The organism is Cohnella abietis (genome assembly GCF_004295585.1).
In the GTDB taxonomy this organism is placed as follows: Bacteria; Bacillota; Bacilli; order Paenibacillales; family Paenibacillaceae; genus Cohnella; species Cohnella abietis.
In genome coordinates, this window is sequence record NZ_AP019400.1 from 3,545,042 (window position 1) to 3,569,555 (window position 24,514).

Here is a 24,514-nt window from a genome sequence, read left to right on the forward strand (position 1 = left end):
GCTTTTCGTTTTTACTTAGAGCTGCTGGAGGTATTTAATTTCATTTTTCTAGACAGATTGAACATTCCCGATTGAACGATGGCAACCTTCACGTTAACATCACCTATTTGCAGCTGACTTGGCGGAATGCTGCCTGATGCAGTCATATCATTCCAACGGTTGTATTTTTTGCGATATAGAGTGTGTTCAAGTGCTAATAAATCGGTTTGCTTTTGTATCCCGAATTGGAAGGTTTCGCGGATTTCCTCGCTTATTTTTTCGCACGCCATTTTCTCAAGCTGCTGTTCCGTTTTTGGAACTAATAATTCATTTAACGCTGCGACAACTTTAACTTTAATGTTGAAGATAGGTTGACCATTATTGAAGCTGATTTGGATTTTGGGGTGGGGTGCTGTGAATTTAAGTGAGGCAATATTAACACCGTTCTCTCTTAGAACAACTCTGGAAGCCTGTGATTTGCGCTCGAGCCATCTGAGACCAAGCAGCTTTTCATGAGAAGTCCATCCTTTAAGCTCATTGTTATACATGGCAAACACGCCGTCTACCTCTAATTTGGGGTCGGCTTTTTTATTTTCAGCCCATGTATCGTCAGAAATGCTTATAGAGGGGAGAAGCACAGTGTTTCCAGGATCTCTGAAGCCTCTAACAAATTGTGAGAATCGCAAAGGGACGACGATTGGACGCTGTTTATAATTGGTTTCCGGTGAATAGAGAATGGAGTTAAGGGGAGAGAGGGAGAAAAAGGGCGTTGTCGTGTAGATTTTCTGCAAATCCTTCTTAGTGCCGTAAACCCAAGGGGTATAACGAATTTCTGGATTGCGCATTAATGCATCGAATACAGCAAGCAAATCCCCTTTCTTAAGCAGGTTTTCAGTGAACACCATGGAGGAGAGATGGCCCCAGAACACGGTCTGCTGCGTTGTTTGGTAGAGCTCAACAACGGCTTCCGAAATAGATACGCCCTCAGCATGTCCTACCCAAATGTTAGTCGAGGTGCTTGATTTGCTGTTTCCTTCTGATTTGGCCACATTTGAAAAGTCCAACTGTTGAACATACACATGGTATTTATTGTCCCTAAAGTCTATGCCGATTCCTGTGAAATAATTGACATCCTGCAATGATTTAATATCCCAGCAGCCGGACAGCACTAAAGACAATCCTAACAAAACTAAAACAAATAAATAGCGTTTCATTAAGAATTCTCCCTTTGCTTAGTCGAGTCTTGCGGATCGTACATGGCGGGTCTTTTCTTCTGCCATTTCCATGGCGCGGTCAACAGGGATAACAATAATTCCTTATACCGAATTGGGGACAATGGAGATAAATAAGGAACGCCAAAAGACGTCAGTGATGACAGATAAATGACGATGATGAACATGGACAAGAAGAAACCCAGCATGCCGAATAGACAGCTGAATCCAAGAACGAAGAAACGAATAACCGTAACGGAGCCGCTCAATGATTGATTGACAAGCGTAAACGTTGACACAGCAGTAACAGCTGAAACAACTAGCGTCGTCGGGCCCGTTATCCCTGCGGATATTGCCGCTTCTCCCACGATCAACCCCCCAACAACTGCAACCGTTTGCCCTACAGCTTTGGGGAGACGCATTCCAGCCTCACGAAATAGCTCAAACAATCCGACCATAAGGAATAGATCTAAAGGTCCTGACAAAGGCAGACCGAGCCTGGAAACAACGACAGTCGCAAGTAACGGAAAAGGAATTTGATCCAAATTGTAGGCCGATATCGCTACCCAGAACCCTGGAAAGAAAATGGCCACGATTAATCCCAGAATTCTAAGGATTCGCTCGAGAATGACATAATAGAAAGGCTGATGGAGGTCTTCTGGGGATTTAATTAACGTCATTAAGTTAGTAGGTCCAACAAGAACCATAGGCGATCCATCAACAATAACCGCGAAACGTCCTCGAAGTAAGCTCTCGGCAATATAATCAGGGCGCCCCATGTAATCCAACAATGGAAATAGGGCGTAGGAGGAATCAGAAAGCCCTTCCTCTAGCTGCTGGCTTGATAATACGCCATCAACTTCAATTTTTTGAATTCGTTGCTTTACTTCTGCTAGGAGATCCTTATTCGTTATATCTGATATGTAGAGGAGCCCAACATTTGTTCTGCTTCTGGCTCCCAATTGATAGTATTCGATGCCCATAGTCGTTGTCTTTAATCGTTTACGAACGAGAGCGATGTTCATTTCTATCGACTCAGTGAAACCGTCGCGAGGTCCCTTAATAGAGATCTCTGTATTGGATTCACTTGGAGAACGCTGTGGAGGACTTGCCATTTGAATGACATACAAGCTGCGCGTTGACTCGAAATAGAGCACTAAATTGCCCGACATCACTTGCTGAATAAGATTTTGAACGGCCTGAGGCTCTTCAATCTGGTAGAAGTTCTGGTTTTCAAGTGCCGTACCAGGAAGGACTTGATCGCTCGAAGGAGGGAAATTCGTCAGAAGCTTTCTCAATTGCATGTAGAGAAAATCGTTTAATAGCTTGGCGTCAATCATCCCGTCGCAATAGATAAGCAGGGGATTTAGTAAATTAGGTTCATTTACTGAGAAATAGGGGCGAATATTAACGTCGGAAGAGTGTTTAAACAATTCATACAGGGCGGACTGACTCAAATCAGCAAGCTTCATTGTGGATATATCAGTATGCTTCGACTTCTCGGAGGAGTTGGTCTGATCTGCATAAAATGTTGTGCGGAACAATTTATCCAAGTTCATGCTTACGTTTACCTCGTTTCATCACGATCATGAGAAGGAGCAGGAAAGGAAAGAAGTAAAAGAAGGTACAGGCAAAAGGAAAGAAGTAGTACTGTAGAAAATGAAAAAACATGTTATCACTTATCCCTTTTTGCGAAGTCACAATGATGAGAACGCTGCAGGTAAGGAACATCCATATTCCCTTGCTTCGACTACGAGTCATTTTCAGAAGGTCAAAAAGTAAGAAAAGAGAAAGAGATATTCGGGTCAAAGATCCTGCCAGCCATTGATAAATAGACAAAAAATCCAAATGAGAAATGAATTTACCAAGGAGCACCATTCGCCACTGCTCAAACGCGGGATATCTCTGGTCAGCAGCTTCAAAAGGGCCAAAAATAGCAATCGAGGCCATTATTGGACCGAAAATCAATCCGGTAACCGCCAGAGTTAAAAACAAAATCGAAGACAATCGGAATTTCTTACTTAAGTGCTGTTGCATGGCGAGCAGGAGAACAAACTCCACAAATCCACCTAATGCATAGACGGTTCCGTGGAATATTGGCTTATACCCATTTGTGAAAATAGGGGTTAAATAGGAATAGTCCTTAAATTGAAAATTTACGCTCATAACGAAAAATCCGAACAAAATAACAGCGGGAAGCAGTAAACCAGCTGCAATTGTTATCGTTCTAAGACCAGCCATTGCGGCGAAAAAGCTAGTTAAGACGAATAGACTGACTGTGATGGGATAGGGAGTTTTGGGTAAATAGCTTACTTTAGTCCAAGAGGATGTATCTCGAACAGTTACGAATAAAATGAATATTAAAAACACGATAATCGGCACGATGACTAGCCAAGCAATTAGAGGATTATAGTGAGCTTTAAACCAATCGTATAAGGACTTTTGATTCGTAAGTCTCATAACAAAAAACACGATGATCGTCCAAATAATTAACGGAGGGATAGCCATAAAGGCACTAATCCAAGAATCTCTGTGTGCAGCATTGAGGATTAATGGAACGATAATAACATGGTTGGTTATTCCAATAGCTAGAGTAAACAGCATCATCGTTTGAACAACATTTATTTTATGTGTAAGCATCAGTGCATCACCCTCCATTCCTCAATTACTGCCCTTATTATGCTTAGTCGAAAGCGCGATTATGCAAGAATTGGGAGCTGGGTATCCATTGAACTACCTATACAAGTCCGGTAAGCTGAGAGAGTGTCAATTGTAAGCCTCTGTTTAATAGAGCAGGGAGAATATGAGGTGTGAAAATAATGATGATGAAATGTAAAAGAGTTACGACGCATGATGAGTTAATGCAGGCTGCTAAAGTTCGAGAAGAAGTATTTGTTAAAGAGCAAGGGGTGCCAAGTGAGCTGGAAATAGATGAATATGATATCTCACCAGATGCCTGCTATCATTTTATTGTTGTAGAAGAGGGACAGGCTATCGCAGCTGGAAGATTTAAGAGATTTGAGGAAGAAGCGGCTAAGATGCAACGGATAGCTGTCTTAAAGCCTTACCGCGGGATGGGTGTGGGAAAGCTCTTGCTTCAGAAAATGGAAGAAGAGGCTAAAGCGGATGGATTCAAGGCTTCCGTGCTAGATGCACAATGCTCGGCTGAGGTTTTTTATAGTAAATTGGGATATTTGGTAGAATCTGAGGAGCCTTTTTTGGATGCAGATATATGGCATGTGCGCATGCGTAAAAGCTTATAAAGTTGGAAAATTGACACTTTAGGCCTCTTTTTTGACTTAAAGTCTATAAATATAGCAACTTTTGAGGCCAATTTTCGTTATTACATGTGATTAAATAAATAGATATAGTTCACAACTAGATTAGAAGGAGACAGCTATGAAAAAAAGCTTTACGCAATTGTTTATCGCCGTACTGTTATTTTGTTCAATTCCACTTTCAGTAAACGCAGCAGATATTACAGGAGGAATGGAAAAACTCATTCTCACGCAAGGCTCTAAGCAGATGATACATAATGGTAAAAGCATAACCGCTTCGCAACCGCTTACTATTACGAAAGGAGTTACTTATGTTGCAGCTAGATCATTCATGACAGAAATTTATGGCACAGTTGTCTATGAAGCCAAATCTAAGGAATATGTTCTTACTGTAGGTGAAACAGAGCTAAGAATGACAGTTGGTAAAACAACATATTTGTTAAATAAAAATTCTATTATTTATGGATCAAGCGCACCGTATTTGCTCAATGGGACATTAATGGTACCTCTTCGTACAGTGGCTACTAACTTTGAAATAGACCTGTTAGATCTTCCGAAGGAAAAGAAAGTGGAGCTCACTTGGGGGGCAAAGCCGGTAGCTAAGTTTACCGTGTCGAATGCGAATCCTTACGCTGAGCAAACCCAGGTTACTTATAAGGATTTGTCCTATCATCCTGGTGGACTCGGTATTGTAGATGAACGTTGGGAGAACAATTTTGACGTCTTTGATGCAAAGGGAGTTTATACAGTATCTCATTGGGTACAGGATGAAAACGGGACTTGGAGTGATCCGTACACAGTTAAAGTAACAGTTAAAGCACCTAACCAGCCTCCAGTTGCCATGTTTTCGACAGATAAGGCCTCTTATAAAATGGGGGAGCTTATTCAATACACAGATCTAAGCACAGATGATGAGAACCGCATAACTAGCCGTGTATGGGATAACAATAAAAGTGGATTTTTTGTACCCGGACCACAAACAATTACATTGACCGTTACTGACGCGCATGGCGAAGTTGACGAATATAGCTATACAGTTAATATTGAAGATGAGACTCTGTATACACAGGAGCAGTTTAACTTGGTCTACACTCCGCTTGGAGGAAAGTTTGGAATGAGTGGCTCAGGTGTATTAGATTATCGGACATTAAATTATACGATTATTGATGGTCAGACAACTCTATTCAGATCTAATAGTCCTGAAACGATAGAGAATGAAGGAATCTATTACGAGGATACAGTATCAGGGGATGTAAGATTCCTCATCCATAATTACAATACTATGAAAAAGAATGTGAAAATTTCTATCGTAGTAACTAATGAGAATACTGAAGCTGCGAATGTACGCTTAGGGCCTGCGGGCTTAGGCGGACCTCATATCTACGTATCTACAGCAGGACGTGCAGGAGTTGCGAATTTTCTGGAAGCTTTATTGAACCCGAAATACTCCAATGTGGCTATACCAGCCGGCGAGAGTCGCATTATATTCAAGGAATATAGTGATAAAATCCTTAAGCCAGGGGACGTATACTCAATGGTCGGTGATATTCGGATGAATATGCCGCTTAAGGTACAAGTCGTTGTGACAGATGCTACTCGTGATATTATTGGCACTGTTCCTAAGCTTTCCATATTACCGGTTAAGGGACATATGAGAGGGACGTTTGATAATGCTAATCGGAGTATAATCATTAACCAGACTGTTGGTAATGAGCCGGGCAGACTCATTCTTGCTGATAATACTGTTGATACCCGCCTCTCAGGGATAGATAAGACAACGGATACTGAAGTGCTGAACTCGGGTAACTATGGTGTGCTTTACACAATTAGACTCAATTTTGTTAAGCCTCATACTGCGATTGCCATCAACCCACGTGGTGGGCACTATGCCGGAGCATTCACAGTAAATGGTAAGGTCGTATATGCACCTCAATCAGGTATTCTAGCAAATCCGAATGAGGCCGGTATGCTTTATCGTACAGGAGATACAGAGGAATCAGTCACTATCGTATTCACCCCTGCGGGAGGCAGCAACCTTCCGATTAACCTTCTGTTTTTACCAATGCCAGTTCCAGCATCATCCGAACCAGTAGTGGATCCGCAGTCCGGATCGGAAACAGGATCCGGTGCTGAGACGGGAGCAGGTGCTCAGTCTGGGTCAGGGACTGAAACTGGGACATCTGCGGAGTAAGGGTTAGTGAGTAGCAGTAGAGAAGCCGTTTTGGAGCATATTTATATGCCCAAGACGGCTTCTCGTACGTAATGGAAACAAAAAATGATGCGATAGAGCACGGTGGATCCACTATGGGCCTCGCTAACCAGAAAAAAGCTGCAATAGAGAACGCAGCGTCCACTAACGCTCCCGCTAACCCGAAAAAGCTGCAATAGAGAACGCAGCGTCCACTAACGCTCCCACTAACCAGAAAAAAGCTGCAATAGAGAACACAGCGTCCACTAACGCTCCCGCTAACGGTAGCGTCCACTAACGCCCCCGCTAACCCGAAAAAAGCAGCAATAGAGAACGCAGCGTCCACTAACGCTCCCACTAACCCGAAAAATGCCTCAATAGAGAACGCAGCGTCCACTAACGCTCCCGCTAACCCGAAAAATGCCTCAATAGAGAACACAGCGTCCACTAACGCTCCCGCTAACCAGAAAAAAGCTGCAATAGAGAACGCAGCGTCCACTAACGCTCCGGCTAACTCGAAAAATGCCTCAATAGAGAACGCAGCGTCCACTAACGCTCCCTCTGACCCGAAAAAAGCTGCAATAGAGAACGCAGTGTCCACTAACGCCCCGCTAACCCGAAAAAAGCTGCAATAGAGAACGCATGATCCACTAACGACCCCGCTAACCCGAAAAAAGCTGCAATAGAGAACGCAGCGTCCACTAACGCTCCCACTAACCCGAAAAAAGCTGCAATAGAGAACGCAGCGTCCACAAACGCTCCCACTAACCAGAAAAAAGTTGCAATAGAGAACGCAGCGTCCACTAACGCTCCCGCTAACCCGAAAAATGCCTCAATAGAGAACGCAGCGTCCACTAACGCCACCGCCAACCCGAAAAAAGCTGTAATAGAGAACGCAGCGTCCACTAACGCTCCCGCTAACCCGAAAAATGCCTCAATAGAGAACGCAGCGTCCACTAACGCTCCCGCTAACCCGAAAAAAGCTGCAATAGAGAACGCAGCGTCCACTAAAGCCACCGCCAACCAGAAAAAAGCTGCAATAGAGAACGCAGCGTCCACTAACGCTCCCGCTAACCCTAAAAATGCCTCAATAGAGAACGCAGCGTCCACTAACGCTCCCACTAACCCGAAAAAAGCTGCAATAGAGAACGCAGTGTCCACTAACGCCACCGCCAACCAGAAAAAAGCTGCAATAGAGAACGCAGGATCCACTAACTACCCCGCCAACCAGAAAAAAGCTGAAGTAGTGAACCCACGATTCACTATGGGCCTCGCTAACCAGCAAAATGCTGCAATAATCACCCAAGAGAGTTACTGAAGAGAATTACTGAAGAGAATTACTGAAGAGAATTACTGAAGAGAGTCACTGAAGAGAGTCACTGAAGAGAGTTACCGAAGAAAGTTACCCAAGAGAAGTTACCCAAGAGAAGTTACCCAAAAGAAGCGGCAAAGTGTTTGATTTGTACGGAGGTGGCAAAGCGAAATTTAGCAAATTTTGTGGACGTTTTTTCGTGCGGATGATTACAATATCGCTATTCTAGAATAAAACATTTGACGTTGATAATCATTATCAATTAAACTGTATATAGTCAGGAGAAGGAGTTGAATTTACAACATGCAAACATCGACAAACTCAGGAGGGCTAGTGTTTCACTTTTCCTCCGTTAAGAAGCTGTCTTCTGATGAACTTGTCGCGGCTCCTCTTGGACAAGGAATCGTACATAAGAAACAATTAACAGACGAGTGGATAGAAGTAAATGAAGGTCTTCCCGAGCAAACTCACATTAATCGACTACAAGCCTATGAGGATCAATTATATGCATGCTCTAATAAAGGACTTTTTGTACGTGAGGAAGAGAATTGGGAGCAGACCCAGCTATGCGTTGGCTGTTATCAATATAAGCAATTCGGTGAGGTAGCTCTTGCAGGAACATCGTGTGGATTGTGGTACACCGAGGATAGTGAGTGGCACCTCATGATGCGCTCTGACATTATTGTTTACGATTTTTTGTATTTACCTCAATACGTCGTGCTTGGAACAAACGAAGGTCTATCTATTCTGGATCGGATGACTTCATCTTGGATGAATTTCAATTATGGCTCTGCCGTAACAAGTCTAGCTGTGTATCACAGTCGCATAGTCGGTGCTACAGAGCATGGTGATTTGTTAGTAGGCAATCAGCGAGGCGGCTTTGAACGCTATGCAATGGGAAAAACATTTGTGTTCTCGGTCGTTACTCGTGGTCAAGAGGTGTTCGCTTGTACCGACCGAGGCTTATATCGTATTAGTCACATCCGCAATCAGATCGCATTAAAGGCATTAAAGATCGGCTGTCAGGTGACGGACGTGGATTTAGATGACCAATATCTTTATATTGCTACCCTATTTGAGGGAGTACAGCGTTTAGACAGATTATAATGGTAAACTAACGCAAAACAAGCTGCCTTTCCCAAGGTGGCTTTTTGCTTTTAAAGACCCTCCATGAAGCTCAACTAGCGCTAGAGTAATCGACAGCCCGAGTCCAGAGCCCCCGTATTTGCGCGCTCGCGAGCCTTCAATACGGTAAAAACGGTCGAAAAGATGAGGAAGATGCTCGTCTGCAATGCCAGAACCGTTATCTTCTATAGTAAGCTCAGCATTCTGATCAAGCCTGTATACGGAGATGGTTATCATGCCCTCATGAGGATCTGTATGCTGTACGGCATTCTGAAATATGTTTAAGAGCACCTGTTTTATTTTGTCACGGTCAAGCTGCAATGGACCGATTGCATCAAGATGTAATTTTACTGTGCGTTCACCAGCAAGAATTTGCAGCTGCGGCTCCATCTCCCGAACTAACATTGCCAAATCCACAGAGGAAAGCTGCGCTTCTGGAGCACGGTCGAGCTTGGCTAACTGGAGCAAATCATAAACTAGCTTGTTGATTCTTTCCGACTCTCCGTACATGCTTCTAAGTGCCTTGTCCAGCTGAGTGGAATCCGAGGCTGCGCCGCGAAGCAGCACTTCAAGGAAGCCATGAATAGATGTGAGTGGTGTCCGTAGCTCGTGTGATGCATCGGAAACAAATCGGCGCATTTGTTCCTTGGCTTCTTGTTCGGCATGAAATGAGGCTTCCAGCCGTTGGAGCATACGATTGAAGGATTGAGACAATCGATCTATTTCCATCGGCTTTTCATTTTCGGGTAACCGTTTGTTTAATTGCTCTGAATCAATTCGTTCGACAGTAAGAACCATCTGTGATAACGGCGTTAAAGTTCGGCGAATAGCTGAAAGAAACGTAAGGACGCCTCCGACTAGCGCAACAAATGCAATAGCTAGGAACAGCATTAGCTGACGATTAAGCTCGGCCTTTAGCGGTTTGGTGCTAGTGCTCACTTGAACGACACCACGCGCTCCCTGAAAAGCTCTTACTGCCTGAAGAACAACAAGCTGTTCTCCCTCATTATTATTGTTGACGATTTGGTAGACGGGCTTACTTCCTCGAGACTGTTTTTGCGCTCTATGATAGACCTGCTGATCCAGGATGGGAACAGACTCCGCAGAGGAATCGCTCATCGTAGATAACACATTAAACTTGCCATCTCCATTAATTAAAGCTACAGATGAGGCTGGGAAGAAAATGAAACCCCCGGCTGGTCTTCTCCGATCGAGAAAATTGAATCGCTCCCACATGTCACCTGGCACGGACTGAATTTGTTTCTGAATGGTTGCTGCTTTGTTCTGGTAAAGAAACCTTTCCATGAATATGTACTGAAACAAGCCGATAACGATCAGTAAGCCGGCAAGAATGAGCAGTATTCGTGATAATAGCTGATAGCGAAGCGAACGGGGGAAAAGGAGGTTACGAAGGCCTGCAAGTATCTTTTGTTTGTGAATCATATTAAGTCCACCCGATAACCCGCTCCTCGAATCGTTCGAATAACTCGGTGCTCACGATCCTGAAGCTTGTCACGTAGCGATCGGATATATACCTCTACAATATTTTCGTCCCCGCCGAAGTTATAACCCCACACTTGATCTAATATGACACTTTTACTAAGAACCCGCCCATGATTAAAAACCAAATGCTTGAGTAGCTCGGATTCTGTTGGCGACAGCTCCACTATTCGGCCGTGATAACGAAGCTCTTTCCTGAGCGAATCGATGCTGAATGGACCAATGCACACCTCACTGAGAAGATGGGGGAACTGATTACGCATTCTGGCTTGGATTCGGGCGAGAAGCTCACCGAAGCTGAATGGCTTGGACATATAATCATCTGCCCCAAGGGAAAGTCCTTTAACACGGTTCTCGATTTCCTCTCTCGCGGTTAGCATAATGACGGATACAGGTCTCTTACTCTTCAAGGCTTGGCATACCTCATACCCATCCATGCCTGGCATCATTACATCTAGAATAACGACATGCGGTACGAATTGTTCAGCAAGGGCAATCGCTTCGGAACCATCCTGCGCAGTCATAACTTGAAAGCCTTCATTAAGTAAACCGAGTTCTAGAAACTGAACAATATTCGGTTCATCATCGACAACCATTACTTTTATTCCTTTATTCGGCTTGTTTGGCATCTGTGCCATACAATTCCCTCCAACTGCTTACTTAAGCTAACTAGTATATCTTATTATGAGTGATCAAGCTTAAGCTTGGCTGAGAGAAAACTGAAAGAAAGCTGAAGGAGGTGCTCAGAAAACATTCAGCGGGCACTCATATTGAGCTAAGGTTCACCCAACATAATGAGTCACAAGATCATAAAGGGTGAAGGTGAACATTCCAAATGAAAAAAAGAAGCGCATGGATAGCAGCTACATTGATTGTTGTAATTGCAGCAGGTACATGGGGTGGTTTTCAGGTTTACGGGAAAAAGGATACGCCAGTAAGCGCAAGCTTGAATTCGACTCCAGTCCGTAAAGGAAACTTAGAGGTAAAGATAAGTGGTACTGGGAGTATTCAGCCTTCGTCCAGACAAACGATAAAAGCCAGCAACGTTGGGACTGCGCTTAAAGTGAATTACAAGCAAGGGGACACTGTCAAGAAAGGCGACGTACTCATTACATATGTACAGGAAGACATTACAAACCAAGTTAAAAGCAAGGAGCTTGATGTGAAAAAGAAAAAGCTGGACCTTGCTGATTTGCAGAAAAAGTATAAGGAGGAGTCTGATAGTACTTTGCGGGAAGCATTGTCGCTTAATGTTCAGAAGCAGCAGCTAGACATAGAGATGTCCCAACAAGATATTGCTTCCCTTAAATCTAATAAGAAGCTGGATCCCATAGTGGCACCAATTGATGGAGTACTGGCTACTTTTAGTGTACAAGCAGGTGATTCTATCAATCCTAACAGTGATCTCGGTGAGATCGTTAACTTTGCTCAGTTATATATGGTCGTCGGCGTAGACGAGCTGGATATTTCGAAAGTTAAGCTGGACCAGGAAGCGCAAATTTTAGTTGAGGCTTTACCTGCGAATCCATTCACAGGCAAAGTAGTATCCATTGCGGATGAAGGGACTACGAGCAATGGAGTGGCTTCATACAACGTTACAATTGTATTAACGGATGCTAGCAAGTTAAAGGTAGGTATGTCGGCTGAAGCAAGCATTTTGACAGAAAAGAAAACGGATGCTCTATATGTACCTGTTGAAGCTGTACAATCGTTCCAAGGAAAATACTTTGTCATGATTCCTGGTACAGGAACGAGCACAGAAGGTACAGGAACAGAAACGGGCGCAGAAGGATCAGGAGCAGAAGGTCCAGGATTTGGTTCAGGGGCAGGAAGAACTCCAGGAGCAGGGAGCAATGTTGATGCCGAGGATAGAGCCGCTATGCGTGAGAAATTCATGGAAAACTCTAACAGATCCCGTTCTCAAGGTACTGGTACTCGAACAGGTGCTGGAGCTGGCACTAGAACTAGCGCTGGAGCTGGAACAATTGCACAGACAGGCACAGGGAGTGGTACTGCTATAGCGGCTACCAAAAGAGTTGCTGTTGAAGTTGGCATTAACAATGAGGATTATATCGAGATTTTATCAGGTCTTAAAGAAGGCGATTTAGTTGTGCTGCCAACTTTAATTAGTACAAGCACGAACGCGAATAGATCTACAGGCATCATGGGATTGGGCTCAGGAGGTATTCCAGGTGCTGGAGGGATGCAGGGTGGTGGCGGTGGCTTCAACGGCGGCGGAAGACAATTTAGCGGCGGTGCGGCAGGCGGTGCTCGCTAATGATAACGGCAAGCTCACAATCATTAATCCGAATTAATCAATTAAGCAAGCTATATCGCATGGGCGGAGAACTGTTAAAGGCTTTGGATGAAGTATCTTTAACGATTTATAGAGGAGATTTTATTGCCATTACCGGGCCATCGGGGTCGGGGAAATCCACCCTCATGAATGTCATTGGCTGCCTAGATGCACCAACTACAGGTGAATACTGGCTTGATGGGGAAGAAGTCAGTCAGTTAAAGGAAAATAAGCTCGCCGAAATCCGCAATCAGAAAATCGGCTTTATTTTTCAAGGCTTCAATTTGCTATCTCGCCTGACTGCAATAGAGAATGTTGAGCTTCCACTAATCTATCGAGGAGTTCCGGCCAAGCTTCGGAGAGAGCAAGCTATTGCAGCGTTAACAAAAGTAGGACTAGAGGAAAGAATTCATCATCGTCCAGTTGAATTGTCGGGTGGCCAGCAGCAACGTGTCGCTATTGCTAGAGCTTTGGCGGGGAATCCTCCCATTCTGCTCGCAGACGAACCAACAGGAGCGCTGGATACGAAGACCGGGAAAGAAGTGATGGAGTTCATTAAGGAATTGAATTCCTTGGGACATACAATCGTTCTTATTACACATGATCCCGTCGTGTCTCGTCAGGCTAAACGTGTTATTAAAATTATGGACGGTAAATTGAACGAGGAGGGGGGAGGACAGAGTGAACTTTATACAAGCGTTTAAGATGGCCATCAAAAGCATTCTGTCCAACAAGCTCCGTTCAGTTCTAACCATGCTTGGCATTATTATTGGAGTAACAGCGGTCATCGCGTTAGTTGCTCTTGGACAGGGCGCTACCAAGTCGGTAAAGGAGCAGGTTGAAAGCTTAGGAACCAATTTGCTGACAGTCAATATCCTTGGCCGAGGTACGTCGAACACTTTAGAGGGTAAGGAAGCTGTTGCGATGGCAGATAATATTAATGGCATTAAATATATTGCTCCCGCAAGTACGCAAAGCACAACAATCAAGTATGGGAAGAAAACGGTAGACTTTAGCGTGGTGGGTACGAATGCGGACTATGCGCTATTAAAGGATTACAAGCTGTCATCAGGTCGTTTTCTGTCCCAAATAGATTTGGACGTCTACCAGAAAATAGCTGTTATTGGTTCAACCACGGCTACCAATCTATTCGGCTTTAATAGTCCACTTGGAGAATATATTCTGATTCAAGGTACAAGATATAAGGTAGTTGGTGTACTAGCCGAGAAAGGCAGCACGACGAACGGCTCTAACGATGAAGTGGTTATCATTCCTCTGACATCAGCAGAAAGACTTTTTAAGACGAAAGGTGTTCGCACGATATATGTACAGGTGGATACGACTGATCAGATCAGCTCTGTTGTTACCGGCTTAGAAAAAGAGCTCAGCAATCACTTCCGAGGCAATACGGACAGCTACCGAGTATTTAATCAGAGTGATGCTCTATCAACTTTAACCTCTGTTTCGGATACACTGACGCTTGCACTAGCTGGCATTGCTGGTATTTCATTGTTAGTCGGTGGCATTGGAATTATGAACATTATGCTCGTATCGGTTACGGAAAGAACCCGTGAGATCGGCATACGGAAAGCGATCGGAGCAAAGAAGAGAGATATACTTATTCAATTCTTGATCGAATCGATGGTGCTTAGCGGATTGGGAGGCCTTCTCGGTATAGGAATTGGGGTTGGCGCTGCCAAGGGGTTATCCTCATCCTTAAATATGGACATTGTTTTCTCATTGAATATTATTATGATCGCATTCTTCTTCTCTGTAGCTATTGGCGTTCTATTCGGAATGTTCCCGGCGAACAAAGCGGCCAAGCTCAAGCCAATTGATGCCCTTCGCTTCGAATAGAAAATCTAATAGAATGCTTCTATAGCTTGAAGGTTTAATTAAAGAGAGAACCCTGAACCGTGTCGTTTCGGTTTGGGGTTCTCTTTATGTTATAATCTTCGAATAATCTTATAGAAACTCATAGGGAGCCTACTACGCATGAAAATGAATTCACGTACAAGCATTATGATTACTTTCTTCCTAGCCGTGTATACTGGTATTAACTATTACTTGGGCTGGCATATTACGGAATGGTTTGATGGTATAGGGTTCACTTATAGCCCGTGGGCTTTCTGGGTGCCATTCGGAATTATCGCTTTTGGTTATATCGCAGGGCGCGTTCCTCTTCCGCAGGTTCTCAAACCTATTGGTAGACTATTGAAGGTCGTTGGCTCTTATTATATTTTCATCATGGAAGCTGGTTTTCTCCTCTTTCTTATCGGAGATTTGATTCGTTTCATTGTAGCTATATTCGGAGCGAATGTTGGAGACTACGCTTTGTATGCAAATAGCGCTATTCTTGCCATTATCGTCATTCTTCTTGTCGTAGGATCACGGAATGCTTGGAGTCCTGTTATTCGTAAATATGATTTAGAGATTAACAAAGTGGCTGCTGTAGACGGGAAAAAGCAGTGGACGGTAGCTGTCGCATCGGATATCCATCTAGGTAACGTTGTTGGTCGCAAGCATCTAAAACGGTTAATAGACCGTGTTAACGCAATGGACGCGGATTTAGTATTATTGCCGGGAGACGTCATTGACGACTCGATTGAACCTTTCCTACGCAACAAGATGGGGAACCTTCTTAGTCAGCTTAAAGCTAAGGAAGGTGTCTATGCGATACTAGGAAACCATGAATATTATGGTGGTCACGTCGAGCAATATATTGAAGAAATGAACAAAATCGGAATTCGGGTGCTGAGAGACGAAACGGTGGATATTGCGGGTCAGCTCCATCTGGCAGGACGTAAGGATAAGACGGCTGAATCCCTTGATCCATCTAAACGATTGAGCGCAGATGAGCTATTGAGGTCACTGGATAAGAGTAAACCTATTATTCTAATGGATCATCAGCCGACGAAATTCGCCCAAGCTGCCGAGGCTGGTGCGGATATTATGCTTAGCGGTCACACGCACAGAGGACAGTTCTTCCCTAACCACTTGGTTACCAAAAGACTATTCGAGCTTGACTGGGGATATATGCGTAAAGGTGCCATGCACGTAATTGTTTCCTCGGGCTTTGGTAGCTGGGGCCCGGCTATTAGGATCGGCAGCCGTTCTGAGATTATCCAGATTAAAGTAAAGCTTAATTCCTAAGTGAAACAGCTCATCTGAAAATGTTATTCGAAAAAGCCATGTTATTGCTCCTTTATAGGTGCTATAATGTGGCTTTTTTATTTGTTGAACGATGGATTATATGCGGGTATTGGAGGTTTTGTGGTCAAAATTCGAATATAAATCCTCATATTTGTCGTATAAAAGAATTATGACACATATTTATTGTATCATAAATAAATATATGTTATACATTAATTAAGGATTTCAGCTTATTGGAGGGTTATATATGGAGAGAGAGCTATCATTAGAAATCGTACGTGTTACAGAGCTAGCGGCCTTAGCCTCAGCACCATGGATGGGACGAGGGGATAAAATAAATGCAGACGGAGCAGCTACATCAGCGATGAGGGCGATGTTCGATTCCGTCTCTATAAGAGGTACAGTTGTTATCGGCGAAGGGGAAATGGATGAAGCTCCGATGCTCTATATTGGTGAGCAGGTAGGAAGCATGAACGGCCAAGAGGTCGATGTTGCTGTTGATCCGCTTGAGGGAACGGAGATTGTAGCTAAGGGCTTGAACAATGCGATGTCCGTTATAGCTATCGCAAATAAAGGGAATCTACTGCACGCACCTGATATGTATATGGAGAAGCTGGCTGTAGGACCTGAGCTTGTTGGCAAGCTGCGACTGACTGATCCGATGGAGGTCACTTTAGCGAAAGCGGCCGATGCGTTAAATAAGAATGTATCCGAGCTTACCGTTATGATCTTGGATCGAGTAAGACATGAAGCCATTATTAAGACCTTGCGCAAAGTAGGAGTTAGAATAAAGTTCTTGTCTGACGGTGATGTTGCCGGAGCTATGGCGCCAGCTTTCCCGGAGGCAGGCATCGATCTATATGTTGGCTCTGGAGGAGCGCCTGAAGGTGTGCTGGCCGCAGCTGCGTTAAAATGCCTAGGTGGAGAAATTCAAGGTAGGCTGATGCCATCAGATGCGAAGGAATACGCTCGTTGCTTAGATATGGGGATAGAAGATCCTTATAAGGTTCTTTTAATGGAAGATATGGTTGGTACTGAGGATGTTATCTTCGCTGCAACTGGCGTTACACCGGGAGAGTTTCTAGGTGGAGTACGCTATTTGCCGGATGATCGTGCGGAAACTCATTCTATCGTCATGCGGGCCAAAACAAAAACAATTCGGTTTATAAGAGCCTTGCATTACTTGCCTAATAAATCATTCTTAAATAATTAGGAATAAGCTACGATCCCTTCAAACGGATCGTTATTTTTTTTGTTTATGTTTGAATTTAAGGTATTCAAACATAAACGGGTGTGATAATATAAAAACAAACAGGTACAAACACAAATAAACAAATATGCGGAGGTATTACCATGGTACAAAGCTTGTGGGAATCATCAAAGGCATCAGAGCAACAAAGCGGTTTAGATCAACTCGTATATCGTTCCAATATTATTGGTACGGATCGTCGCGTTTGTAACTTTGGAGGCGGCAATACTTCTACTAAGACGATCGTTAAAGATTTCCGTGGTCGTGATACAGAAGTTATGTACGTTAAGGGAAGCGGCTCTGACCTTGCTTCGATGAAGCCTGGCAACTTTACTGGCCTTCGCATGGATGACATTCGTCCTTTATTCGAAAAATCGGAAATGCCCGATGAAGAAATGGTTGCTTACTTAGTGAATTGTATGATTGACTCCAAGCACCCACGTGCTTCCATTGAAACTTTGCTTCATGCATTTTTACCTTTCAAACATGTAGACCACACTCATCCGGACTCTATCATTAGCTTGTGTTGTGCACATAACGGTAAGGAGCTTGCTCAAGAAATTTTCGGAGATCGGTTTGTGTGGGTTCCATATATTCGTCCTGGCTTTACTTTGTCCAAGATGATTGCAGAAGGTGTATTAAACAATCCTAAGGCTGAGCTAGTGCTTATGGAAAAGCACGGACTTGTAACATGGGGAGATACTTCCGAGGCTTGTTACGCTCAAACGATCAAAATCATTACAGAAGCAGAAAGCTTCATAGAAGCGCGGATTAACGAAGCTAAGGTATTCGGCGGCGTGAAGCACCCAACGCTAGAAGCTGATGTTCGTAAGAGCATTGCTTCACAAGTTATGCCTACGATCCGTGGAGCAGTAAGCGATGCGAAGAAAATGATTCTGTCGTTCGACGATGCAGCAGATGTGCTTCAATTCGTTGGCGGTCAAGACTCCGCAACGCTTTCCCAAGTTGGCGCAGCTTGCCCAGATCACCTCGTGCACACGAAGGTTGTTCCATTGTTCATTGATTGGACGCCGAATGCTGATGATGTGGAAGGCTTGAAAGCTAAGCTTAAAGAAGGCGTAGCTGCTTACAAAGAAATGTACAAAGCTTACTTCGAGCGCAACAAAAACGAAGGCGATGTTATGTTCGAAGCAGCTCCGCGCGTTATCCTAATCCCAGGCGTTGGTATGATCAACACAGGCAAGAGCTGGGCTATGTCTCAAGTAAGCGGAGCGTTGTATCACCGTGCTATCGCTGTTATGAGAGGCGCAACTGCGCTTGGCAACTTCGTATCCTTAGTAGAGAACGAATCCTATAACGTTGAATACTGGCCGCTTGAGCTTTACAAGCTGTCCTTGGCTCCTGCAGAAGCTGAATTTTCCCGTAAGGTTGCATTCATTACAGGCGGAGCTGGCGGTATCGGTTCTGAAACAGCACGTAAGCTAGTATCCGAAGGCGCACATGTTGTACTGGCAGACTTGAATTTAGAAGGCGCTCAGAAGGTAGCCGCGGAAATTAATGCTCAGTACGGTGAAAATCGTGCGATTGCTGTTAAAATGGATGTTACGAACGAAGAGGCTGTACAAGCTGCGTACGCTGAAACAGCTGTTATTTACGGCGGAGTAGATATTATCGTTAACAATGCGGGTCTGGCAACTTCGAGTCCTTTTGCCGAAACAACGCTTAAAGAGTGGAATTTGAACATGAACGTATTAGGAACAGGATATTTCCTAGTTGCACGTGAAGCGTTCAAGCTGATGCAAGAGCAAGCAATTGGCGGAAACATGGTATTCATCGGCTCCAAGAACTCTGTCTATGCAGGTAAGTCTGCATCAGCATATAGCTCTGTAAAAGCATTGGAAGCTCATCTTGCACGTTGTATCGCTGCAGAAGGCGGAGAATTCGGCATTCGCGTTAACACGATTCTTCCAGATGCCATTCTACAAGGCTCTGCGATTTGGAATGGTAGCTGGCGTACGGAACGTGCGGCTGCTTACGGCATTGAGCCGGATCAATTGGAAGAGCACTATCGCAAGCGTACAACTCTACTTGTTAACATCTACCCAAGAGACATTGCCGAAGGAATTGCGTTCTTCGCTTCTTCCAAATCGGATAAAACGACTGGCTGTATGTTAACAATCGATGGTGGAGTTCCTGCTGCGTTTACTAGATAATTCGGAGGCTATTATAGATGCATAAGCAACGTGGAGAAAAGCTATGGTATATTCCAGACGGTTATATTCCAGAGCTTAGCTCTGGCAATCTAACAAGTCATGAATCTATCTGCGTAGTAAATACGGCATCTGAGGATGCGCTTCTCAAAATTACGATTTTCTTCGAGGATCGCGAACCGATGGAAGACATTATGGTCGTAGTTTCTGCAAGACGTACGAAGCATATTAGAACAAGCTCATTGCATATAGAAGGGGTGCCGATTCCAGTCGGCGTTCCTTATGCAATAGAGGTATTAAGCGATATTCCGATTATTGTACAATATAGTAGATTAGATTCGACACAGGCTGAGAATGCACTTATGTCTGTTATGGCTTACCCTATTAAATCAGAGCGGTAGAGGAGAATCCACAATGCAACAGAAAGTCATCAGTAATTATGAAGCAGCCAAGGAGCTTTATGCTCAGCATGGTATAGATGTAGAAGAAGTGCTTAGCCGTTTAGAAAAAATCAAAATTTCCATGCACTGCTGGCAAGGTGATGACGTTCGGGGGTTCTTGAACAAGGACCAGGATTTAACGGGAGGGATCTCTGTAACAGGGAACTACCCAGGAGCTGCGACAACACCTGAGCAATTACGCGCGGATCTGGAGAAAGCGTTCTCTTTGATCCCGGGTAAGCACAAAGTAAACCTGCATGCGATTTATGCCGATACGGATGAGAAGGTTGAACTGGATCAAATCGAGCCGAAGCACTTTCAGAAATGGGTAGATTGGTCCAAGGAGCAAGGCTTAGGTCTTGATTTCAACCCGACATGCTTCTCTCATGAGAAGTCCAAGGATGGATTTACGCTCAGTCACTCTGATCCAGAAATCCGTCAATTCTGGATTGATCACTGCAAGGCATCTAGAAAAATCGGAGCTTATTTCGGTGAACAGCTAGGTCAGACCTGCGTGACGAACGTATGGGTTCCCGATGGCTACAAGGATGTTCCAGTGGACCGTTTGGCGCCAAGACAACGCTTGAAGGATGCTTTGGACGAGGTGTTCGCAGAGGAACTGAATCCTGCGCACAACTTAGACGCTATTGAAAGTAAACTGTTTGGACTTGGTTCAGAAGCTTATGTCGTAGGCTCTCATGAATTCTATATGGGCTATGGCATTCAGAATAATAAGCTCATCTGTCTGGATGCGGGTCATTTCCATCCGACAGAAGTTATTTCTAATAAATTGTCTTCGTTATCGCTGTTTACGGACGGGATTTTATTGCATGTTAGCCGTCCAATGAGATGGGATAGCGATCATGTTGTTACGATGGATGATGAGTTGATTGAAATCGGCAGAGAGCTTGTTCGTGGAGATTTGCTCGACAAGACTCATATCGGCCTTGATTTCTTCGATGCAAGCATCAATCGTGTAGCAGCTTGGGTTATCGGCACTCGCAATACAATCAAAGCATTGCTTCGTGGTATGCTTGATCCGATTGAAGCGTTGAAGAAAGCTGAATTGGAAGGCGACTACACGACTCGCCTTGCCTTGACGGAAGAATTTAAGTCCTATCCATTCGGCGCAATATGGGATTTCTATTGTGCGAAATTGGGTGTTCCCGTTCGGGAAGAGTGGCTGGCAGATGTAAAAACCTACGAAAACGAAGTGCTATTGAAGCGCTGAGTATAACTTAAAATAAGGGTGATGCAGATTGTCCAGCATTCTCGCATTTGATCTAGGGGCGAGCAGTGGAAGAGCACTGCTCGGCCGTCTCGTCGATGGTAAGATTGAGGTGGAAGAGCTCCACCGATTCTCGAATGATCCTGTACAGGTAGGAAACCGCCTTTACTGGGACATCTTGAGACTGTATCATGAAATAAAACAAGGCTTACTTAAGGCGAAGCATCAAGGCATTAACCTGCAAAGTATGGCGATTGACTCCTGGGCTGTAGATTTCGGCTTTATTGGTAAGGATGGGGAATTGGTTGGTAACCCTTACCATTACCGCGATCAGCACACGGAAGGCGCGATGGAGAGCTTGTTCGCTCAAGTGCCGCCATCGGTTATTTTTGCACGGACGGGTATACAGTTTCTTCCCTTTAATACGATTTATCAGCTATATGCACTTAAACAAGCGAAATCCCCCTTACTAAAGGATGGAAATCGGCTTCTTATGATCCCTGATCTACTGCGTTATTTTCTGACAGGTGAAATTCATAATGAGTTTTCTAACGCAACTACAACACAATTATATAATCCGATTGAAGGTAAGTGGGATAGCGAGCTGCTTCGCTTACTTGAGCTTCCACAATCTTGGTTCGGAGAAGTGCTGAAGCCAGGCTCAAAGGCTGGCATGCTTCAATCCTCTGTATGCGAGGAGCTTAGTATTCCTTCTATACCTGTCTATGCGGTTGCGGAGCATGATACGGGATCTGCTGTTGCCGCGGTACCAGCCACGGAGAAATCCTTTGCTTATTTAAGCTGTGGTACTTGGTCTCTTATGGGAACTGAAGTGAACAAGCCTGTCATTAATGATTTAGCACAGAAACTGAATTTCACGAATGAGGGCGGAGTTGCTGGCACCTATCGTCTCTTAAAGAACATTATGGGTTTATGGATTTTACAGGAATGCCGCAGAGAGTGGGAAAGAGCAGGGAAATCGTACTCATTCCCCGAATTAGTACAGATGGCTGCGGATGCCAAATCATTCAGCTCCTTCATTGATCCTGATGATTCTTCGTTCCTGGCTCCTGGCGATATGCCGTCTCGAATTGCTAGCTATTGCAAGCAGACGGGGCAACAGGCACCAGAATCTCATGGAGAAATTGTCCGTTGTATTCTGGAAAGCTTGGCGCTTAAATATCGGTATGTACTAGAGCTCACGGAGCGTATTTCAGGTCAAAGCTTCAGTGGACTGCACATGGTCGGTGGCGGTATTCAGAATACATTGTTATGCCAATGGACAGCGAATGCAATTGGGAAACCAGTATGGGCAGGTCCTTCGGAAGGTAGCGCGATTGGGAATTTGGTCGTACAATGGATTGCCCAAGGCGATTTTGCAGATATATGGGAAGCTCGTAAAGCGATTAAAGATTCCTTCCCGATTACAGTCTATGATACAGAAGAGAGTGAAGCGTGGGACGATGCGTATGGTCGTTTCTGTGTGCTAACGGGTCTCACGGAATAAATTTGTTTTGCGAAAAGAGGATAGAGATGCTAGTTGCGGAGCGCTATGAGAAAATCGTAAGCCTGGTCAACGAGAGAGGAAGTATTCGGGTTTCCGAGCTGAGTGAGCTGTGCCAGGTTACTGAGGAGACGATTCGGAGAGATTTGGATCGTCTGGAGCGAGCTGGCCGCTTGCGCCGTTCACATGGCGGCGCGGTGAGTGTTAAGGATTTGCCGCAGCATCCGGAAATTCCGTACGCCGTTCGGGAAATTATGAACGCGGACGAGAAAAAGCGGATAGCGTTGGAAGCGATCAATCTAATACAGCCGAAGGATCGAATTCTTCTGGATGCCAGCTCTACAGCTTGGTATATGGCATCGGATGTACCTGATCTTCCTCTTACTGTGCTTACTAATTCGATCAAGGTTGCAACGGAGCTTAGCATCAAGGAGAGGATAGAGGTCATCTCAACAGGTGGCATACTTGCTCAGAAGTCTCTATCCTTCGTTGGACCTTTGGCTGAACGGTCCTTGGATGCGTACCATGTAGATAAGGTTTTCTTGTCATGCAAAGGCGTCCATCTGGAACGGGGAATAAGCGAGTCCAACGAACTGCAGGCGCGGATTAAGGAACGAATGATTGGGATGGCTGATCAGGTAATATTACTGGCGGATTCCAGTAAATTCGGCGTTCAAGCCTTTACGCATGTAGCGGATTTGTCAGAGGTCGATATTATAATAACAGACAGCCGCATGGCGAAAGATACGATTGCTCAGCTAGAGGATCGTGGAATTAACGTCATAACTGTTTAATGTGATTAACTATATTTTCCTCCGTAATTTCGGCAGAGTATCACCTCCGATTTCACGTTACTGAGTGAACTACACATATCAGTTTTAATAGAGGTATGTGTAGTTTGCTCAGGAGATGGATTTAAGGGATGTATTGGAATAAATTCATATGAAAATGCAGAAATTTTTCAAAGTAAAACCATCGATTTCTCGTTCCTGAGTGAACTACACATATCAGCTTTTGCAGAGGTATGTGTAGTTCGCTCAGGAGATGGATCGAAGGGATGTATCGGATTTAATTTTAAAGTGAAAAAATACCCATTTTTCGTCCAACTTGTCTGATAACCTGATATTATATAGAAAGAAGCAGAAGAGGGGTGCCGCATGAAGGTTTCTTTATTCATTACATGCTTAAGCGATGCCATCTACCCGAGAGTGGGAGAAGCAATGGTGCGTTTATTGGCGAGATACGGTGTTACTGTTGAGTTTCCAACTGTACAAACCTGCTGCGGGCAGCCGGCTTTTAATAGTGGCTACTGGAAGGAAGCGCGGACTACGGCGAAAACTATTATTGAAGCGTTCGAGGATTGCGATTTCGTCATTTCTCCGTCGGGCTCATGCACAGGGATGATTCATCATTATCCAAAGCTGTTTGAAGACGACAAGATCATGTATGAGAAAGCCTTGAAGCTGCAAAGCAAATCCTATGAATTTACACAATTCCTCGTACAGGTGCTGGGCGTAACAGATGTCGGGGCTTCTTTTCCGCATAAAGTAACGTATCATCCCTCATGTCATGGAAGTCGTCTACTAGGCGTAAAGGATGAACCAATGGCGCTTATGAGCCATGTGAAAGGGCTTGAGTTCGTTCCGCTACCATTTGCAGAGGACTGCTGTGGATTTGGAGGAACTTTTGCTGTGAAGATGTCGGATATATCCGCGGCGATGGTGTCCGAGAAGTCCGACCATATTAAGGAAACGGAAGCAGAAGTGCTTGTTGGCTTGGATATGGCATGTCTCATGAACATCGCAGGCAATTTGCGTTACCGCAACGAACCGGTTCGGGTTATGCACCTGGCAGAGCTTCTATATGAAGGAGTGAAGTAA

The 24,514-nt window shown here is 44.4% G+C and carries 20 protein-coding genes; 14 read left to right on the forward strand and 6 right to left on the reverse strand.

What is annotated here, in order from left to right; all coding sequences use genetic code 11:
- Nucleotides 1–11: 11 nt before the first annotated feature.
- Genes KCTCHS21_RS15290 through KCTCHS21_RS15300 form a run of 3 tightly spaced genes read right to left on the reverse strand, consistent with a single transcriptional unit; the run spans nt 12 to nt 3,830 of the window.
- Entirely contained in the window at nt 12–1,193 is a 1,182-nt protein-coding gene (locus KCTCHS21_RS15290; protein ID WP_130609855.1) for a Ger(x)C family spore germination protein, read from the reverse strand.
- A complete protein-coding gene (locus KCTCHS21_RS15295; RefSeq protein ID WP_232057847.1) occupies nt 1,193–2,749 on the reverse strand; it encodes a spore germination protein in 1,557 nt (518 codons plus the stop codon). The genes KCTCHS21_RS15290 and KCTCHS21_RS15295 overlap by 1 nt, the downstream gene beginning before the upstream one ends.
- Nucleotides 2,736–3,830: an endospore germination permease gene (locus KCTCHS21_RS15300; RefSeq protein ID WP_157994053.1), complete on the reverse strand. Its 1,095-nt coding sequence runs from the start codon at nt 3,828–3,830 to the stop codon at nt 2,736–2,738. The genes KCTCHS21_RS15295 and KCTCHS21_RS15300 overlap by 14 nt, the downstream gene beginning before the upstream one ends.
- A gap of 179 nt (nt 3,831–4,009) precedes the next feature.
- On the opposite strand from KCTCHS21_RS15300, the gene KCTCHS21_RS15305 reads away from it, so the two are divergent.
- Both KCTCHS21_RS15305 and KCTCHS21_RS15310 read left to right on the forward strand, forming a co-directional pair.
- Complete coding sequence (locus KCTCHS21_RS15305; protein ID WP_130609861.1) at nt 4,010–4,453, forward strand: GNAT family N-acetyltransferase; 444 nt, start codon at nt 4,010–4,012, stop codon at nt 4,451–4,453.
- Nucleotides 4,454–4,589: 136 nt separating this feature from the next.
- Nucleotides 4,590–6,659, forward strand: coding sequence for a stalk domain-containing protein (locus KCTCHS21_RS15310; protein WP_130609863.1), 2,070 nt, complete (start codon nt 4,590–4,592; stop codon nt 6,657–6,659).
- 597 nt (nt 6,660–7,256) lie between these two features.
- Here the strand turns inward: KCTCHS21_RS15310 and KCTCHS21_RS15315 are convergent.
- Complete coding sequence (locus KCTCHS21_RS15315) at nt 7,257–7,868, reverse strand: hypothetical protein (protein WP_130609866.1); 612 nt, start codon at nt 7,866–7,868, stop codon at nt 7,257–7,259.
- Nucleotides 7,869–8,271: 403 nt separating this feature from the next.
- Between KCTCHS21_RS15315 and KCTCHS21_RS15320 the strand changes: the two genes are divergently transcribed.
- Complete coding sequence (locus KCTCHS21_RS15320) at nt 8,272–9,075, forward strand: hypothetical protein (RefSeq protein WP_130609869.1); 804 nt, start codon at nt 8,272–8,274, stop codon at nt 9,073–9,075.
- On the opposite strand, the gene KCTCHS21_RS15325 is transcribed toward KCTCHS21_RS15320, so the two are convergent.
- Together KCTCHS21_RS15325 and KCTCHS21_RS15330 are read right to left on the reverse strand one after the other, a co-directional pair.
- Nucleotides 9,070–10,536 (reverse strand): sensor histidine kinase, encoded by a 1,467-nt coding sequence (locus KCTCHS21_RS15325; protein WP_130609872.1) that lies wholly within the window; start codon nt 10,534–10,536, stop codon nt 9,070–9,072. The genes KCTCHS21_RS15320 and KCTCHS21_RS15325 overlap by 6 nt on opposite strands.
- Nucleotides 10,533–11,231 carry a response regulator transcription factor gene (locus KCTCHS21_RS15330; protein WP_130609875.1) on the reverse strand — a complete coding sequence of 233 codons (699 nt, stop codon included), beginning with the start codon at nt 11,229–11,231 and terminating at the stop codon, nt 10,533–10,535. Before KCTCHS21_RS15330 ends, KCTCHS21_RS15325 begins: the two co-directional genes overlap by 4 nt.
- A gap of 197 nt (nt 11,232–11,428) precedes the next feature.
- Between KCTCHS21_RS15330 and KCTCHS21_RS15335 the strand changes: the two genes are divergently transcribed.
- The 11 genes from KCTCHS21_RS15335 (at nt 11,429) to KCTCHS21_RS15385 (ending at nt 24,514) form a co-directional block, all read left to right on the forward strand.
- Complete coding sequence (locus tag KCTCHS21_RS15335; RefSeq protein WP_130609878.1) at nt 11,429–12,871, forward strand: efflux RND transporter periplasmic adaptor subunit; 1,443 nt, start codon at nt 11,429–11,431, stop codon at nt 12,869–12,871.
- Nucleotides 12,871–13,593, forward strand: coding sequence for an ABC transporter ATP-binding protein (locus tag KCTCHS21_RS15340; protein WP_130609881.1), 723 nt, complete (start codon nt 12,871–12,873; stop codon nt 13,591–13,593). Before KCTCHS21_RS15335 ends, KCTCHS21_RS15340 begins: the two co-directional genes overlap by 1 nt.
- The gene (locus tag KCTCHS21_RS15345) at nt 13,571–14,746 is read left to right on the forward strand and encodes an ABC transporter permease (protein ID WP_130609884.1); all 1,176 of its coding nucleotides are present in this window, start codon (nt 13,571–13,573) and stop codon (nt 14,744–14,746) included. Before KCTCHS21_RS15340 ends, KCTCHS21_RS15345 begins: the two co-directional genes overlap by 23 nt.
- Before the next feature lie 138 nt (nt 14,747–14,884).
- A complete protein-coding gene (locus KCTCHS21_RS15350; protein WP_232057848.1) occupies nt 14,885–16,042 on the forward strand; it encodes a metallophosphoesterase in 1,158 nt (385 codons plus the stop codon).
- A gap of 247 nt (nt 16,043–16,289) precedes the next feature.
- Complete coding sequence (gene glpX, locus KCTCHS21_RS15355; protein ID WP_130609887.1) at nt 16,290–17,255, forward strand: class II fructose-bisphosphatase; 966 nt, start codon at nt 16,290–16,292, stop codon at nt 17,253–17,255.
- A gap of 140 nt (nt 17,256–17,395) precedes the next feature.
- Entirely contained in the window at nt 17,396–19,465 is a 2,070-nt protein-coding gene (locus KCTCHS21_RS15360) for a bifunctional aldolase/short-chain dehydrogenase (RefSeq protein ID WP_130609890.1), read from the forward strand.
- A 17-nt stretch (nt 19,466–19,482) separates the two neighbouring features.
- A complete protein-coding gene (locus KCTCHS21_RS15365) occupies nt 19,483–19,863 on the forward strand; it encodes a sensory rhodopsin transducer (protein WP_130609893.1) in 381 nt (126 codons plus the stop codon).
- Nucleotides 19,864–19,876: 13 nt separating this feature from the next.
- Nucleotides 19,877–21,133: an L-rhamnose isomerase gene (gene rhaA, locus KCTCHS21_RS15370; protein ID WP_130609896.1), complete on the forward strand. Its 1,257-nt coding sequence runs from the start codon at nt 19,877–19,879 to the stop codon at nt 21,131–21,133.
- A 28-nt stretch (nt 21,134–21,161) separates the two neighbouring features.
- Nucleotides 21,162–22,637 (forward strand): rhamnulokinase, encoded by a 1,476-nt coding sequence (locus tag KCTCHS21_RS15375; RefSeq protein WP_130609899.1) that lies wholly within the window; start codon nt 21,162–21,164, stop codon nt 22,635–22,637.
- Nucleotides 22,638–22,663: 26 nt separating this feature from the next.
- A complete protein-coding gene (locus tag KCTCHS21_RS15380; protein WP_130609902.1) occupies nt 22,664–23,428 on the forward strand; it encodes a DeoR/GlpR family DNA-binding transcription regulator in 765 nt (254 codons plus the stop codon).
- Between the two features lie 363 nt (nt 23,429–23,791).
- Nucleotides 23,792–24,514 carry a (Fe-S)-binding protein gene (locus KCTCHS21_RS15385; protein WP_130609905.1) on the forward strand — a complete coding sequence of 241 codons (723 nt, stop codon included), beginning with the start codon at nt 23,792–23,794 and terminating at the stop codon, nt 24,512–24,514.

Coding starts and splice junctions, on each gene's coding strand:
- KCTCHS21_RS15385 (WP_130609905.1), top strand. CDS start 23,792: ATGAAGGTTTCTTTATTCATTACATGCTTAAGCGATGCCATCTACCCG.
- glpX (WP_130609887.1), top strand. CDS start 16,290: ATGGAGAGAGAGCTATCATTAGAAATCGTACGTGTTACAGAGCTAGCG.
- KCTCHS21_RS15290 (WP_130609855.1), bottom strand. CDS start 1,193: ATGAAACGCTATTTATTTGTTTTAGTTTTGTTAGGATTGTCTTTAGTG.
- KCTCHS21_RS15330 (WP_130609875.1), bottom strand. CDS start 11,231: ATGGCACAGATGCCAAACAAGCCGAATAAAGGAATAAAAGTAATGGTT.
- KCTCHS21_RS15300 (WP_157994053.1), bottom strand. CDS start 3,830: ATGCTTACACATAAAATAAATGTTGTTCAAACGATGATGCTGTTTACT.
- KCTCHS21_RS15365 (WP_130609893.1), top strand. CDS start 19,483: ATGCATAAGCAACGTGGAGAAAAGCTATGGTATATTCCAGACGGTTAT.
- KCTCHS21_RS15360 (WP_130609890.1), top strand. CDS start 17,396: ATGGTACAAAGCTTGTGGGAATCATCAAAGGCATCAGAGCAACAAAGC.
- KCTCHS21_RS15295 (WP_232057847.1), bottom strand. CDS start 2,749: ATGAACTTGGATAAATTGTTCCGCACAACATTTTATGCAGATCAGACC.
- KCTCHS21_RS15310 (WP_130609863.1), top strand. CDS start 4,590: ATGAAAAAAAGCTTTACGCAATTGTTTATCGCCGTACTGTTATTTTGT.
- KCTCHS21_RS15350 (WP_232057848.1), top strand. CDS start 14,885: ATGAAAATGAATTCACGTACAAGCATTATGATTACTTTCTTCCTAGCC.
- KCTCHS21_RS15340 (WP_130609881.1), top strand. CDS start 12,871: ATGATAACGGCAAGCTCACAATCATTAATCCGAATTAATCAATTAAGC.
- rhaA (WP_130609896.1), top strand. CDS start 19,877: ATGCAACAGAAAGTCATCAGTAATTATGAAGCAGCCAAGGAGCTTTAT.
- KCTCHS21_RS15320 (WP_130609869.1), top strand. CDS start 8,272: ATGCAAACATCGACAAACTCAGGAGGGCTAGTGTTTCACTTTTCCTCC.
- KCTCHS21_RS15325 (WP_130609872.1), bottom strand. CDS start 10,536: ATGATTCACAAACAAAAGATACTTGCAGGCCTTCGTAACCTCCTTTTC.
- KCTCHS21_RS15380 (WP_130609902.1), top strand. CDS start 22,664: ATGCTAGTTGCGGAGCGCTATGAGAAAATCGTAAGCCTGGTCAACGAG.
- KCTCHS21_RS15335 (WP_130609878.1), top strand. CDS start 11,429: ATGAAAAAAAGAAGCGCATGGATAGCAGCTACATTGATTGTTGTAATT.
- KCTCHS21_RS15305 (WP_130609861.1), top strand. CDS start 4,010: ATGATGATGAAATGTAAAAGAGTTACGACGCATGATGAGTTAATGCAG.